Source organism: Pseudomonas sp. B15(2017), assembly GCF_002113215.1.
Taxonomy (GTDB): Bacteria; Pseudomonadota; Gammaproteobacteria; order Pseudomonadales; family Pseudomonadaceae; genus Aquipseudomonas.
The window spans coordinates 47228-60921 of record NZ_NEJZ01000021.1 but is presented as its reverse complement, the minus strand read 5'-3'; the positions used below and the strand labels follow the sequence as shown (position 1 = coordinate 60921).

General features: G+C 59.9%; 17 protein-coding genes. 16 read left to right on the top strand and 1 reads right to left on the bottom strand.

Annotation, left to right across the window (positions count from 1 at the left end; all coding sequences use genetic code 11):
• Positions 1–4 precede the first annotated feature (4 nt).
• Complete coding sequence (locus CAF73_RS25920) at positions 5–583, bottom strand: nucleoside triphosphate pyrophosphatase (protein WP_085704744.1); 579 nt, start codon at positions 581–583, stop codon at positions 5–7.
• 106 nt (positions 584–689) lie between these two features.
• Here CAF73_RS25920 and CAF73_RS25915 point away from each other — a divergent pair, with 106 nt between their 5' ends.
• The 16 genes from CAF73_RS25915 (at position 690) to CAF73_RS25840 (ending at position 13680) form a co-directional block, all read left to right on the top strand.
• Positions 690–1217, top strand: coding sequence for a YceD family protein (locus tag CAF73_RS25915; RefSeq protein ID WP_003204262.1), 528 nt, complete (start codon positions 690–692; stop codon positions 1215–1217).
• A gap of 13 nt (positions 1218–1230) precedes the next feature.
• Positions 1231–1413 (top strand): 50S ribosomal protein L32, encoded by a 183-nt coding sequence (gene rpmF, locus CAF73_RS25910; RefSeq protein ID WP_003179396.1) that lies wholly within the window; start codon positions 1231–1233, stop codon positions 1411–1413.
• 4 nt (positions 1414–1417) lie between these two features.
• The gene (plsX, locus tag CAF73_RS25905) at positions 1418–2428 is read left to right on the top strand and encodes a phosphate acyltransferase PlsX (protein ID WP_085704742.1); all 1011 of its coding nucleotides are present in this window, start codon (positions 1418–1420) and stop codon (positions 2426–2428) included.
• A 125-nt stretch (positions 2429–2553) separates the two neighbouring features.
• A complete protein-coding gene (gene fabD, locus CAF73_RS25900) occupies positions 2554–3492 on the top strand; it encodes an ACP S-malonyltransferase (protein WP_085704740.1) in 939 nt (312 codons plus the stop codon).
• Between the two features lie 16 nt (positions 3493–3508).
• Positions 3509–4252, top strand: coding sequence for a 3-oxoacyl-ACP reductase FabG (fabG, locus tag CAF73_RS25895; protein WP_085696992.1), 744 nt, complete (start codon positions 3509–3511; stop codon positions 4250–4252).
• A gap of 196 nt (positions 4253–4448) precedes the next feature.
• Positions 4449–4685, top strand: coding sequence for an acyl carrier protein (gene acpP / locus CAF73_RS25890; RefSeq protein WP_085696991.1), 237 nt, complete (start codon positions 4449–4451; stop codon positions 4683–4685).
• Positions 4686–4793: 108 nt separating this feature from the next.
• Positions 4794–6038, top strand: coding sequence for a beta-ketoacyl-ACP synthase II (gene fabF, locus CAF73_RS25885; protein WP_007908259.1), 1245 nt, complete (start codon positions 4794–4796; stop codon positions 6036–6038).
• On the top strand, positions 6038–6853 hold the full coding sequence (pabC, locus tag CAF73_RS25880; protein ID WP_085696990.1) for an aminodeoxychorismate lyase: 816 nt from the start codon (positions 6038–6040) through the stop codon (positions 6851–6853). Before fabF ends, pabC begins: the two co-directional genes overlap by 1 nt.
• 3 nt (positions 6854–6856) lie before the next feature.
• Positions 6857–8038, top strand: a complete 1182-nt coding sequence (gene mltG / locus CAF73_RS25875) for an endolytic transglycosylase MltG (RefSeq protein WP_085704738.1) — start codon at positions 6857–6859, stop codon at positions 8036–8038.
• Between the two features lie 19 nt (positions 8039–8057).
• Entirely contained in the window at positions 8058–8690 is a 633-nt protein-coding gene (tmk, locus tag CAF73_RS25870) for a dTMP kinase (RefSeq protein WP_085696988.1), read from the top strand.
• A complete protein-coding gene (locus CAF73_RS25865; protein ID WP_085704736.1) occupies positions 8683–9666 on the top strand; it encodes a DNA polymerase III subunit delta' in 984 nt (327 codons plus the stop codon). Before tmk ends, CAF73_RS25865 begins: the two co-directional genes overlap by 8 nt.
• A gap of 42 nt (positions 9667–9708) precedes the next feature.
• A complete protein-coding gene (locus CAF73_RS25860; protein ID WP_085704734.1) occupies positions 9709–10065 on the top strand; it encodes a PilZ domain-containing protein in 357 nt (118 codons plus the stop codon).
• Between the two features lie 15 nt (positions 10066–10080).
• On the top strand, positions 10081–10866 hold the full coding sequence (locus CAF73_RS25855; protein WP_085704732.1) for a TatD family hydrolase: 786 nt from the start codon (positions 10081–10083) through the stop codon (positions 10864–10866).
• Between the two features lie 341 nt (positions 10867–11207).
• Complete coding sequence (locus CAF73_RS25850; protein ID WP_007950805.1) at positions 11208–11846, top strand: TetR/AcrR family transcriptional regulator; 639 nt, start codon at positions 11208–11210, stop codon at positions 11844–11846.
• A gap of 138 nt (positions 11847–11984) precedes the next feature.
• Positions 11985–12953 carry a GTP 3',8-cyclase MoaA gene (locus CAF73_RS25845; RefSeq protein WP_007950807.1) on the top strand — a complete coding sequence of 323 codons (969 nt, stop codon included), beginning with the start codon at positions 11985–11987 and terminating at the stop codon, positions 12951–12953.
• A gap of 121 nt (positions 12954–13074) precedes the next feature.
• On the top strand, positions 13075–13680 hold the full coding sequence (locus CAF73_RS25840; RefSeq protein WP_007950810.1) for a DUF4823 domain-containing protein: 606 nt from the start codon (positions 13075–13077) through the stop codon (positions 13678–13680).
• Positions 13681–13694 lie beyond the last annotated feature (14 nt).

Genomic DNA, 13694 nt, shown 5'->3' with positions numbered 1-13694 from the left:
TGGGTCAGGGAATCTGTACGCCTTCGGCCAGCAGCATGTCGATCAGGCGAATCAGTGGCAGGCCGATCAGGCTGGTTGCGTCCGGTCCTTCGGTGGATTGAAACAGGCTCACGCCCAGTCCTTCGGCTTTGAAGCTGCCGGCGCAGTCGTAGGGTTGCTCGGCGTGCAGATAGCGCTCGACGCGGGCCTGATCCAGTACGCGCATATGCACGGTAAAAGGCACGCAGTCGACCTGGCAGTGGCCGGTCTGGCTGTTGAGCAGGGCAAGGCCGGTGAGAAAGGTCACGCTGGCGCCGCTGGCGGCCATCAGTTGTTCGCGGGCGTTTTCGAAGGTGTGGGGCTTGCCGATGATGCGCTCGCCGAGTACGGCAACCTGGTCGGAGCCGATGATCAGGTGAGTGGGGTGGCTGGCGGCCAGGGCTCGGGCTTTTTGTTCGGCGAGGCGCTTGACCAGTTCGAGGGCTGACTCGTCCGGGCGACGGCTTTCATCGATATCCGGCGAGCTGCAGACGAACGGCAGGTGCAGACGGCTGAGCAATTCCCGACGATAGGTCGAGCTTGAAGCGAGTAATAAAGGCAGCATTCGCATCTCCTGAGGCAGGCGACAGATTCTAGCGGAGCCGCGCAAGTGACGGACAGGGCACAATTTCCTTTGACATGGGTGGGTGCATCCCTATAATGCTGCGCCTATGTTGAATGACCCGATTCCACCTCACGTTGACCCGCGCAAATTGGCTGACCGTGGCACCACCCTTCAAGGTGAACTGCTGCTGGCCGATTTGAAGAGACTCTGCGACCCGCTTTCCGACGATGTCGGTACGGTGCAGGCAAAATTCGTTTTTGAACGAGATGAACGTAAATCTGTGGTGATCCACAGCTTTATCGACACCGAAGTCAAAATGGTTTGCCAGCGTTGTCTTGAGCTGGTCACCCTGCCGATCCACAGCGAATGCAGTTACGCTGTAGTGAAGGAGGGTGCGAATACCCAGTCGTTACCGAAAGGTTATGACGTGCTGGAACTGGGCGAAGATCCATTGGATCTGCAGTCACTGATCGAGGAGGAGCTTCTGCTCGCCTTGCCCATTGTGCCTGCTCATCATCCGGAAGAATGCCAGCAGCCGGCGGGAGCAGATGAGCCCGAACCGAGCGAGGACGAGGTAACGCGGTCCAACCCGTTCAGTGTATTGGCGCAGTTAAAGCGTGACCCAAACGTTTAGGAGTTAATCAATTATGGCTGTTCAGCAGAACAAAAAATCCCGCTCTGCCCGTGACATGCGCCGTTCGCACGACGCTCTCGAGGCTAGCACTCTGTCTGTAGAAAAAACCACTGGTGAAGTTCACCTGCGTCACCACGTATCGCCAGAAGGCGTATACCGTGGCCGTAAAGTGATCGACAAGGGCGCTGACGAGTAATCACTTGTCCGCTCAAGTCATCGCGATTGACGCAATGGGCGGGGACTTCGGTCCCCGCAGCATTGTTCAGGCCAGCCTTGCTTGCCTTTCTGCTACGCCCTCGCTGCACCTGACCCTCGTCGGTCAACCCTCCCTTCTTGAAGAATTGATCACCGGCCAATCGGCTGCCGATCGCGCGCGCCTGACGATTGTTCCGGCGTCCGAAGTCATCACCATGGACGAAAAACCTGCCCAGGCCCTGCGTGGCAAGCCGGACTCGTCGATGCGTGTCGCCCTCGAGTTGCTGCGTGATGGCAAGGTCCAGGCTTGTGTCAGCGCCGGCAATACCGGTGCGTTGATGGCTCTGTCGCGATTTGTGCTCAAGACCCTGCCCGGAATCGACCGTCCAGCCATGGTCGCGGCGATCCCTACTCAGAAGGGCTACTGTCAGTTGCTCGATCTGGGCGCCAACGTCGATTGCAGCGCCGAGCATCTTTTGCAGTTCGCCGTGATGGGGTCCGTGGCGGCGCAAACGCTGGGCATTGCCCGCCCTCGCGTCGCATTGCTGAATATCGGCACCGAAGACATCAAGGGCAATCAGCAAGTCAAGCTGGCCGCGACGTTGCTGCAGGCTGCCCGGGGCGTCAATTACATCGGTTTCATCGAGGGCGACGGTTTGTATCGCGGCGAGGCGGATGTGGTGGTTTGCGACGGTTTTGTCGGCAATATCCTGCTCAAGTCCAGCGAAGGCCTGGCGACCATGATTGCTGCGCGCATCGAGGCGTTGTTCAAGAAAAACCTGGCATCGCGCGTCGTCGGTGCACTGGCGCTGCCATTGATGAAACGTCTGCAGGCTGATCTGGCGCCGGCGCGACATAACGGCGCAAGCTTCCTCGGTTTGCAGGGTATTGTCGTTAAAAGTCACGGTTCGGCCGGGGTTCAGGGATTTCAGAGTGCCATTCAGCGGGCGCTTATCGAGATTCAGGAGAATCTTCCCGAGCGCCTGCACGGCCGTCTGGAGGATTTGTTGTCTTAGGCGTTTTCGTCGGACAATGCTTAAATGTGACCGCCCGGTTCAAAGGGCCATCCAACTGTCAGTTTCTTGCGTCCCACTAGCGGGATGCCATTTTTCCGACGACAAGATCATTAGGGGCTTGTTACATGTCTGCTTCCCTCGCATTCGTCTTTCCAGGACAGGGTTCGCAGTCCCTCGGCATGCTGGCCGAGCTGGGCGCGCAATATCCACTGATCCTCGAAACTTTCAAAGAAGCATCCGATGCTCTGGGCTACGACCTGTGGGCGCTGACCCAGCAGGGCCCGGAAGAGCTGCTTAATCAAACCGACAAAACCCAACCGGCCATTCTGACCGCCTCGATCGCCCTGTGGCGTCTGTGGCTGGCGGAAGGTGGTGCGCGTCCGGCCTTTGTTGCCGGTCACAGCCTGGGTGAATACAGCGCGCTGGTTGCCGCCGGCAGCCTGAGCCTGGCGGACGCGGTGAAGCTCGTCGAGCGCCGTGGCCAGTTGATGCAGGAAGCTGTTCCAGCGGGGCAGGGCGGCATGGCTGCCATCCTTGGTCTGGAAGATGCCGACGTTCTCGCTGCCTGCGCTGAAGCGGCGCAGGGCGAAGTGGTCAGCGCGGTGAACTTCAACTCCCCGGGCCAGGTGGTGATCGCCGGTGCCAAGGCGGCAGTAGACCGCGCCATCGAAGGTTGCAAGGCCCGTGGCGCCAAGCGTGCCATGCCGCTGCCGGTCAGCGTGCCGTCGCACTGTGAACTGATGCGTCCGGCTGCCGAGCGCTTCGCGGAATCCATTGCTGCCATCGACTGGCAGGCACCGCAGATCCCTGTGGTACAGAACGTCAGCGCTCAGGTGCCGGCGGATCTGGAAACCCTGAAGCGTGATCTGCTCGAACAGCTCTACAAGCCGGTTCGCTGGGTCGAGTCCGTACAGACCTTGGCCGCCAAAGGCGCGACCAATCTGGTCGAGTGCGGCCCTGGCAAGGTGCTGGCCGGTCTGAACAAACGTTGCGCCGAGGGCGTTTCGACTTCCAACCTCAATACCCCAGACGCTTTCGCTGCCGCCCGTGCAGCGGCTGTCTGAATCAGGAGAAGCTTGCATGAGTCTGCAAGGTAAAGTTGCACTGGTCACCGGCGCAAGCCGTGGCATCGGCCAGGCTATCGCACTGGAACTGGGCCGTCAGGGTGCCATCGTTGTTGGCACCGCGACTTCCGCTTCGGGCGCCGAGCGCATTGCTGCGACCCTGAAGGAAAACGGCATTCAGGGCGCAGGTTTCGAACTGAACGTCACCAGTGATGAATCGGTCAGCGCAGTGCTGGCGAACATTCAGGAGCAGTTCGGGGCGCCGGTGGCGATTCTGGTCAACAATGCCGGCATCACCCGCGATAACCTGATGATGCGTATGAAAGACGACGAGTGGTACGACGTGATCGATACCAACCTGAACAGTCTGTATCGCCTGTCCAAAGGCGTTCTGCGCGGCATGACCAAGGCGCGTTGGGGCCGAATTATCAGTATTGGCTCGGTGGTGGGTGCCATGGGCAACGCTGGCCAAGTAAACTATGCAGCCGCCAAGGCCGGTCTGGAAGGTTTCAGCCGTGCCATGGCGCGCGAAGTCGGTTCGCGATCAATTACGGTCAACTCGGTAACCCCAGGGTTCATCGACACCGATATGACCCGCGAACTGCCTGAAGCACAGCGTGAAGCCTTGCAGACGCAGATTCCGCTGGGCCGTCTGGGACAGGCTCAAGAGATCGCGTCCGTGGTCGCTTTTCTTGCATCCGACGGTGCGGCATACGTGACCGGGGCTACAATCCCGGTTAACGGCGGGATGTACATGTAATTCAAATGTGACGGATTGCTTCAAAAAAATGTCATACGAGCTGTCTAAAATCCGTTATAAAGCTGCAATCTATTTATAGGCAGAGGGCTCCAGGGTTTGAGGAGTGAAGCTTTCAGTTGAAAAGCTGAAAAGTCTTTCTATACACTTACCCACTGGCCAGCTGCCTGAATTTGTCCATTAGGAGTGAAAACAAGGTATGAGCACCATCGAAGAGCGCGTCAAGAAAATCGTTGCCGAGCAACTGGGTGTTAAAGAAGAAGAAGTGAAGAACGAATCTTCTTTCGTTGACGACCTGGGTGCCGACTCCCTTGACACCGTTGAGCTGGTGATGGCTCTGGAAGAGGAATTCGAGACCGAAATCCCTGACGAAGAAGCTGAGAAGATCACTACTGTCCAAGCTGCAGTCGACTACGTTACTAGCCACCAGGCGTAATAGTTTGTAATCGTTGCTTGCTGTCATGGAAAAACCGCACTGCCATCATGGCGTGCGGTTTTTTCTTTAGGCCTGATGCAAAGTCGTCATTTGAAAAAGGAGAGTGCTGTGTCGCGTAGACGCGTCGTAGTCACCGGTATGGGTATGTTGTCGCCACTGGGCACGGATGTGCCGAGCAGTTGGCAGGGCATTCTGGCTGGCCGCAGTGGCATTGGTCTGATCGAACACACCGACCTTTCTGCCTATTCCACCCGCTTTGGCGGCTCGGTAAAGGGCTTCAATGTCGAGGAATACCTGTCGGTCAAGGAAGCGCGCAAGCTCGACCTGTTCATTCAGTACGGTCTGGCGGCCGGCTTTCAAGCCGTACGCAATGCCGGTCTGGAAGTCACCGATGCCAACCGTGAACGCATTGGCGTGGCCATGGGTTCGGGTATCGGCGGTCTGACCAACATCGAAGAAACCAGCCGCACCCTGCACGAGACTGGCCCGCGCCGGATTTCTCCGTTCTTTGTGCCTGGCTCGATCATCAATATGATTTCCGGTTTCCTGTCCATCCACCTGGGTGCACAGGGGCCCAACTACGCCATCGCCACAGCGTGTACCACCGGTACGCACTGCATCGGCATGGCTGCGCGCAACATCATGTACGACGAAGCCGACGTGATGATTGCCGGCGGTGCCGAGATGGCCGCGTGCGGTCTGGGCATGGGCGGCTTCGGTGCTTCCCGTGCACTGTCGACTCGCAATGACGAGCCGACCCGTGCCAGCCGTCCGTGGGACAAGGGCCGTGACGGCTTCGTGCTGTCCGACGGCGCCGGTGCCCTGGTGCTCGAAGAACTCGAACACGCCAAGGCTCGTGGCGCGACCATCTACGCCGAGCTGATCGGTTTTGGCACCAGTGGTGACGCGTTCCACATGACCTCGCCACCCGCCGATGGCGCCGGTGCTGCACGCTGCATCACCAACGCGTTGCGCGATGCGAAGATCAACGTTGATCAAGTGCAATACATCAACGCCCACGGCACTTCGACGCCGGCCGGCGACCTCGCTGAAGCCAACGCGATCAAGTCGGTGTTCGGTGATCACGCCTACAAGCTGGCAGTCAGCTCCACCAAGTCCATGACCGGTCACCTGCTGGGTGCGGCGGGCGCGGTCGAGGCGATCTTCAGCGTGCTGGCGATCAACAGCCAGGTGGCGCCGCCAACCATCAACCTCGATGAGCCGGACGAAGGCTGCGACCTCGATTTCGTGCCGCACACCGCGCGCAACATGGATATCGATGTCGTGCTGTCCAACTCGTTCGGGTTTGGCGGCACCAACGGCACGTTGGCGTTCCGTCGGTTCGCCGGCTGATGGACTGCTGGGTCGACGGTCTGCCGGCTGACGCTCTGTCGCTGAAAGATCGCGGCCTGGCTTACGGCGACGGTCTGTTCGAGACCATCGCCGTGCGAAGTGGTCAGCCGTTGCTGCTGGATCGGCATCTGACGCGTCTGGCCGAAGGCTGTGCGCGTCTGGCCATTGCTGCCGACATCGAGCGGGTTCGCCATGAGCTGCAATCCTATGCCGCCGCGATGGGCGAGGGCGTGCTCAAGCTCATCCTTACTCGTGGTGACGGATTGCGCGGTTATGCGCCGGACCCTACGGCGCAGGGCCGACGCATTTTGCAAGGCAATCCTCCCGCCGTTTATCCAGCGACCCACGCCGAGCAGGGCGTGCGCCTGTTTCCGTGCAGCACGCGCCTTTCCAGGCAGCCGTTGCTCGCCGGGCTCAAACACCTCAATCGACTGGAACAGGTCATTGCCCGCGCCGAATGGCAGGACAGTGAACATGCCGAAGGTTTGATGCTCGATCAGGCCGGTCGGGTGATTGAAGGCGTGTTCAGCAATCTGTTCATGGTGCGTGACGGTGTGTTGATCACGGCGGACCTGAAACGCTGTGGCGTGGCCGGTGTAATGCGCGCAGAAATATTGTTTCAGGCCGAGTCCCTGGGCATTCCTGTGCAGATCACCGACATCCCCCTCGAACAGCTGCAATGGGCCGATGAGGTCTTCGTCTGCAACAGCGTGTATGGCGTCTGGCCGGTACGCGCCTGTGCTGCTCTGAGCTGGCCGGTTGGCCCGCTCACCCGTAAACTGCAAACCATTGCCCGCGCGCTACTGGATGCCTGATTCGTGAGACGTAAACTTTTGCTGCTGCTGGAAACCGGACTGGTTCTGGCAGGGCTGCTGTTGGGCGCCAGCGCCTGGAAGATTCATTCGGCACTGGAACAGCCCCTGAACATCACGCAGGAAGAACTGCTGGATGTGCCCAAGGGATCCACCCCGACCCGTACTTTTCTTGGACTCGAAGCCGATGGCGTCATCAAGGACGCGTTCTGGCTGCGGGTCTATTGGCGTTTCAATCTCGCCGGCACGCCGATTCACAGCGGTGAATATCGCATGCAGCCGGGCATGACCGTCAACGGTCTGATCGACCTGTGGAAGCGCGGCGATGTAGTTCAGTACAGCCTGACGCTGGTCGAAGGCTGGAATTTTCATCAAGTGCGCGCCGCGCTGGCCAAAGATGAAAAGATCGAACAGACCCTCAATGGCCTGAGCGACAGTGATGTGATGGCCAAAATCGGTCACAAGGGTCTGTTCCCTGAAGGGCGCTTTTTCCCCGATACCTACCGCTTCGTGCGCGGTGTGACCGATGCCGAACTGCTGAAAAAGGCTTTCGATCGCCTCGACGAGGTGCTGGCGAAGGAGTGGGAAAAGCGATCCGCCGATGTGCCTTACACCGAGCCCTATCAGGCGCTGATCATGGCGTCACTGGTGGAGAAGGAAACCGGCGTGCCTCAGGAACGTGGGGAGATTGCCGGCGTTTTCGTGCGTCGCATGGCGCTGGGCATGCAGCTGCAGACCGATCCGACGGTGATCTATGGCTTGGGTGATCGCTACACCGGCAAGCTGACCCGTGCCCATCTCAAAGAAGCCACGCCGTACAACACGTACATGATTCCCGGCCTGCCGCCGACGCCGATCGCCATGGTCGGACGCGAAGCGATTCACGCCGCACTCAACCCGGTGGATGGCACCAGCCTCTATTTCGTTGCTCGTGGCGATGGCAGTCACGTGTTCTCCGATGATCTGGACGCGCACAACAACGCGGTGCGCGAGTACCAGCTCAAGCGGCGCGCGGATTACCGCTCCAGCCCGGCGCCAGCGACCACGCCCGAGGCCTCTCCGGCAGGCGAGGAGGCGATTCCTGCCACCTCCCCCGATACCGCACCGGAATCGTTGCCGCAACCGCCTGCTCAAGAACCTGCACCGGCGCCTGAACCGGAAGCCTCCGCTCCCCAAAACACGCAATGACTTTGATTAAGGACTGCCTGTGACTGGCTTGTTTATTACCCTGGAAGGCCCGGAAGGCGCCGGCAAAAGCACCAACCGCGAATACCTCGCCGAGCGCCTGCGCGCCGCCGGTATCGAAGTGGTGCTGACCCGCGAACCCGGCGGTACGCCGCTGGCCGAGCGCATTCGCGAGGTGTTGCTGGCTCCGGTCGACGAAGTGATGAACCCGGACACCGAGCTGCTGCTGGTGTTCGCCGCCCGTGCCCAGCATCTGGCTGAAGTCATTCGCCCGGCGCTGGCCCGTGGCGCGGTGGTGCTGTGTGATCGGTTTACCGATTCGACTTACGCCTATCAGGGCGGCGGTCGCGGCTTGTCGCTGGAGCGCATCGCGGCGCTGGAGACTTTCGTGCAGGGCGACCTGCGTCCCGACCTGACGCTGATTTTCGATCTGCCGGTGGAAATCGGCCTGGCCCGCGCCAGTGCCCGTGGTCGTCTGGACCGTTTCGAGCTGGAAGGCCGTGAGTTTTTCGAGGCGGTGCGCAATGCGTTCCTCAAGCGCGCCGAGGCAGATCCTGCGCGGTATGTGCGGATTGACGCCGGTCAGCCGTTGGCCAAGGTTCAACAATCGCTGGATACCTTGATTCCGAACCTGCTGGAGCTGAGCCGTGGCTGAGGCCTATCCGTGGCAGGACAGCCTCTGGCAGCAACTTGCCGGTCGCGCTCAGCACGCCCACGCCTATCTGCTGCACGGGCCGGCCGGGATCGGCAAACGCGCGCTGGCCGAGCGGCTGATGGCCAGCCTGCTGTGCCTGCGGCCGACACCTGAAGCCTGCGGCGAGTGCAAATCCTGCCTGCTGCTCAATGCCGGCAGCCACCCGGACAATTACATCCTTGAACCGGAAGAGGCGGACAAGGCGATCAAGGTCGACCAGGTGCGCGATCTGGTCAGTTTCGTGGTGCAGACCGCGCAGCTGGGCGGGCGCAAGGTGGTGCTGATCGAGCCGGTGGAGTCGATGAACATCAACGCCGCCAACGCCTTGCTCAAAAGCCTTGAAGAACCGTCCGGCGATACCGTGCTGTTGCTGGTCAGCCACCAGCCGAGCCGATTGTTGCCGACCATCAAGAGCCGCTGCGTGCAGCAGGCCTGTCCGCTGCCGAGCGAGTCCATGAGCCTGCAATGGCTGGCTCAGGCATTGCCGGAATGTTCCGAAGACGAACGTGTCGAACTGTTGACCCTGGCCGCCGGTTCGCCGTTGGCCGCTGTCACGTTGCACGGGCAGGGCGTGCGTGACCAGCGCGCGCAGGTTGTCGAAGGCGTGAAGAAGTTGCTCAAACAGCAGCAATCGCCGACGCAACTGGCCGAGGAGTGGAAAAACATTCCGATGCTGCGGCTGTTCGACTGGTTCTGTGACTGGTCGAGCCTGATCCTGCGCTATCAATTGACCCAGGATGAAGCGGGCCTCGGCCTGACCGACATGCGCAAAGTCGTGCAGTATCTGGCGCAGAAAAGTGCCCAGGCTAAAGTGCTCGATATTCAGGACTGGATCCTCGCCCAGCGCCAGAAAGTCCTGAGCAAGGCCAACCTCAATGCGGCGTTGTTGCTGGAAGCGTTGCTGGTGCAATGGGCGAGCTTGCCTGGCCAAAGATAAGAATGTGTACCTAGACTCTGAACATCAGCAGTGGAGGTCAACATGAACGAACCTGTCAGCCCGGGGCCGCGCAACGGCATCTTGTCCCTGACCATCAAGGACAAGTCGGTACTTTACGCCGCGTACATGCCGTTCATCAGGAACGGCGGCCTGTTCATCCCGACCAACAAGAGCTACAAGTTGGGCGACGAGGTGTTCATGCTGCTGAACCTGATGGACGAGGCGGAGAAGATTCCGGTGGCCGGCAAAGTGGCCTGGATCACTCCCAAAGGCGCCCAGGGCAACCGCGCGGCCGGCGTCGGCGTGCAATTCAACGATGGCGACAACACGGCGCGCAGTCGCATTGAAACTCATCTGGCCGGAGCCCTGAAGTCCGACCGTCCCACTCATACGATGTAAGTTGCAGTCCTTTTTATGCTCGTAGATTCCCATTGTCACCTTGATCGCCTCGACCTCGCCGCTCACGACGGTTCCCTGGATGCCGCGCTGGATGCGGCCCGTCTGCGCGGAGTCGGGCATTTCCTGTGCATCGGCGTCAGTGCCGATAACGCGGCCGACGTCAAAGCCCTGGCCGAGCGTTACGAGGACGTCGATTGTTCGGTCGGCGTGCATCCTTTGGATGTTCAGCCGGGCGCGGCGCCGGCGCTGGACTGGCTGCTGCACGAGCTCAATCACCCGAAAGTGGTAGCGATCGGCGAAACCGGTCTGGATTACCACTACGAGCCGGAAGCCGCTGAATTGCAGCAGGAGTCGTTCCGTCTGCACCTGCAAGCCGCCCAGCAGACCGGCAAACCGGTGATCATCCACACCCGTGGCGCCCGCGCCGACACGCTCGAGCTGCTGCGCGAAGCCGCGTTACCCCAGGCCGGCGTGCTGCATTGCTTCACCGAAGATTGGGACATGGCCAAGGCCGCGCTGGACATGGGTTACTACATTTCCCTGTCGGGCATCGTCACCTTCCGCAACGCCGATGCGTTGCGCGATGTGGCGAGCAAGGTTCCGGCCGATCGCCTCTTGGTGGAAACCGATTCGCCGTACCTGGCGCCGATCCCGTATCGCGGCAAACCGAACCTGCCGCAATACGTGCGGGAAGTGGCAGAGTTTCTGGCGATGCTGCGCGGCGAGAACTATGAGCGTTTTGCCGAGCAGACCACCGAGAACTTCAAGCGATTGTTTCCGCTGGCGAATGTAAAAGCCTGAATCGCAGGCAAAAAAAACCCGGGTTCTGGGGGGTGAATCCGGGTTAAGACCATTAGGAGTAAAACAAAGGCACGCGGTCCCTTGGTACCTTTACCGGCGCGACACTTGGGGGAGATGTCGCCCGACAGTTCAAGTATTGATCAGTCTGGCGTTCAGTCCAGTTGGCCGGTCGGGGTTTTTAAACAAATTTGGAATACGTTCGCTTCGGTTATGTTCTCATTCCCCCCGAAACGTTCGTGAAATGAACAAGAAACACAGATATGGTCGGATGATCCGTGCATTTTTGCGCAAGTTAGGCATAATACGCGGCTTCGAATTTTGACCCCTACAGACCTTTTCTTATGCACAAAGAACCTCGTAAGGTCCGTGAGTTTCGTCGCCGTGAGCAAGAAATTCTCGATACCGCGCTCAAGCTGTTCCTCGAACAAGGTGAAGACAGTGTCACCGTCGAGATGATTGCTGATGCCGTGGGTATCGGCAAAGGCACGATCTACAAGCACTTCAAGTCCAAGGCCGAAATCTATCTGCGCCTGATGCTCGATTACGAGCGCGACTTGAACGAGCTGTTGCATTCGGCCGATGTCGACAAGGACAAGGAAGCGCTGTCCCGTGCCTACTTTGAATTCCGCATGCGCGATCCGCAGCGCTATCGCCTGTTCGATCGCCTGGAAGAAAAAGTGGTCAAGGGCAATCAGGTGCCGGAGATGGTCGAGGAACTGCACAAGATCCGTGCCTCGAACTTCGAACGCCTGACGCTGCTCATCAAGGGCCGCATCAGCGAAGGCAAGCTCGAAGACGTGCCGCCGTACTTCCACTACTGCGCATCCTGGGCGCTGGTGCACGGCGCGGTGGCGCTGTATCACTCGCCGTTCTGGAGCAATGTGCTGGAAGATCAGGAAGGTTTCTTCCAGTTCCTGATGGATATCGGCGTGCGCATGGGCAACAAGCGCAAGCGCGACCCGGAAACTCCAAGCAGCTGAATCATTCAGTCGCCTTATGCGCCGTGTTTTTCATTACATGGCGCAGTACCGCAGGAATATACTCAGGCATAGGGCTTGCTAAAACTTGAATTGTGAGTCAAGTTTTAGTCGCTCGATTTTCCATCGCCGGAGTGCTTCATGATCGTTGACCGTCAAGGCAGGCGTTTTCGCAATTTGCGGATCAGTCTGACTTCAGCCTGCAATTACGCTTGTACCTACTGCGTGCCAAACGGCAAGCGGCTGGTGGCTGCGCAGGATGAACTGTCGGCCGAGGCCATGGCGCGCGGCGTGGCTTATCTGATCGAAGCCGCCGGCATCGAGCGCCTGCGCATCACCGGCGGCGAGCCGCTGGTCAGCCCCAAACTCGAATCTTTCATGAGCGCCGTCGGCAAGATGGGCCTGGAAGACATCAGCCTGACCACCAACGGCCAGCTCCTGGCAAAAAAACTCCCGTTGCTGGTCGATGCCGGCCTGCGACGCATCAACGTTTCCCTCGATACCCTGGACGCCGGCGCGTTCCGCAGCATTGCCCGTGGCGGTGATCTGGCCACCGTGCTGGACGGCATGGATCAGGCGGCCGCGGCGGGGATGAAGATCAAGGTCAACATGGTGCCGTTGCGCGGACAGAATCTCGACCAGGTGATGCCGCTGCTCGATTACTGCCTCGAGCGTGGTTTCGAGCTGCGCTTCATCGAGCTGATGCGCATGGGCCACCTGGCCACTGACTCCAACGCCTTTCTGCAACAGTTCGTCAGCCTGCAACAACTGCTGAGCCTGATCGGCGAGCATTACGAGTACGCGCAAACCGACGCGCCGGTGGACGCCACGGCGGTTCGTTATGCGATTCCCGGTCGGGGTAACTTCGGCGTGATTGCCAACGAAAGCGTGCCGTTCTGCCGAACCTGCTCGCGCCTGCGCCTCTCGTCCACCGGATGGCTGCATGGTTGTCTGTCGTCGAGCAACCGCCACTACGTCGGTGACCTGCTCGACAAACCACGTCACGAGGCGCTACCGGCGCTGCAGCGACTGCTGGTCAAGGCGCTGGGGGACAAGCAGGAAGTCGCATTCTCCGGCGGCGCCACCGTCATGAAGATCATCGGCGGCTGAGTACTTCGCCACAAAAAGCCCTGTTTCAAAGCGGATACCTGCACATTTCCAAGGACTGGCGCAAAAGCTGCATCCTACGGCCATTCGCCGGTTTTCCGTCACCGGCTTCTGGAGGATTAGGATGCGTAGCCTGGTTTTGCTGCTGGCCGTTTTGGCGCTGGGCGGCTGTATGACTGTCAGTGACATGGCCGAAGGGACTCGCTACCAGATGAGCGACGCGGGCTTGCTGGACCACAGCGACAGCCGTCGCGTAAACAATTTCCGCATTCAGCCGGATTCGTTCATCTACATCGCGCAAGGCTCGTTCGCACCGCCGGGCGGTTCTTACCCGCGTCCCAACGTGGTGGCCGAAGAGGCCTTCAAAGGCTTCGTCGAATACTTCCCGATGGTCCGCCGTGCCCGTGCGCCGGAAGGCCTTGACCAGGCGATGGGCGAGGCCCGCGACGCCGGTGCCCACTACCTGCTGTACACGCGTTTCGCCAAGGCCGACGACCGCATCGGCAACTCCGATGAGTGGCTGGATCAGGAAGCCGTTGATCGTCTCGGCATCGATGGCGGCGTGATTCAGATCATGTTGATCGAGACCAGCACCCAGTATTTGATTGATACTGCACGGATCAAGAGTCGTGGCGGTTTGCTGACGTTCCACGACAACAAACCCGAAGACCTGATCGGCCCACCGCTTGCGCAGTACGCGCGCAGCCTGCTGGGCGTCGGGGACCAGTAATTCAAGGAGTACGC

Excerpts from the sequence above, each read along its gene's own strand:
- fabD (WP_085704740.1), top strand. The coding sequence starts at position 2,554 with ATGTCTGCTTCCCTCGCATTCGTCTTTCCAGGACAGGGTTCGCAGTCC.
- fabG (WP_085696992.1), top strand. The coding sequence starts at position 3,509 with ATGAGTCTGCAAGGTAAAGTTGCACTGGTCACCGGCGCAAGCCGTGGC.
- rpmF (WP_003179396.1), top strand. The coding sequence starts at position 1,231 with ATGGCTGTTCAGCAGAACAAAAAATCCCGCTCTGCCCGTGACATGCGC.
- CAF73_RS25845 (WP_007950807.1), top strand. The coding sequence starts at position 11,985 with ATGATCGTTGACCGTCAAGGCAGGCGTTTTCGCAATTTGCGGATCAGT.
- CAF73_RS25855 (WP_085704732.1), top strand. The coding sequence starts at position 10,081 with ATGCTCGTAGATTCCCATTGTCACCTTGATCGCCTCGACCTCGCCGCT.
- CAF73_RS25920 (WP_085704744.1), bottom strand. The coding sequence starts at position 583 with ATGCTGCCTTTATTACTCGCTTCAAGCTCGACCTATCGTCGGGAATTG.
- CAF73_RS25850 (WP_007950805.1), top strand. The coding sequence starts at position 11,208 with ATGCACAAAGAACCTCGTAAGGTCCGTGAGTTTCGTCGCCGTGAGCAA.
- pabC (WP_085696990.1), top strand. The coding sequence starts at position 6,038 with ATGGACTGCTGGGTCGACGGTCTGCCGGCTGACGCTCTGTCGCTGAAA.
- acpP (WP_085696991.1), top strand. The coding sequence starts at position 4,449 with ATGAGCACCATCGAAGAGCGCGTCAAGAAAATCGTTGCCGAGCAACTG.
- CAF73_RS25840 (WP_007950810.1), top strand. The coding sequence starts at position 13,075 with ATGCGTAGCCTGGTTTTGCTGCTGGCCGTTTTGGCGCTGGGCGGCTGT.
- CAF73_RS25860 (WP_085704734.1), top strand. The coding sequence starts at position 9,709 with ATGAACGAACCTGTCAGCCCGGGGCCGCGCAACGGCATCTTGTCCCTG.
- CAF73_RS25915 (WP_003204262.1), top strand. The coding sequence starts at position 690 with ATGTTGAATGACCCGATTCCACCTCACGTTGACCCGCGCAAATTGGCT.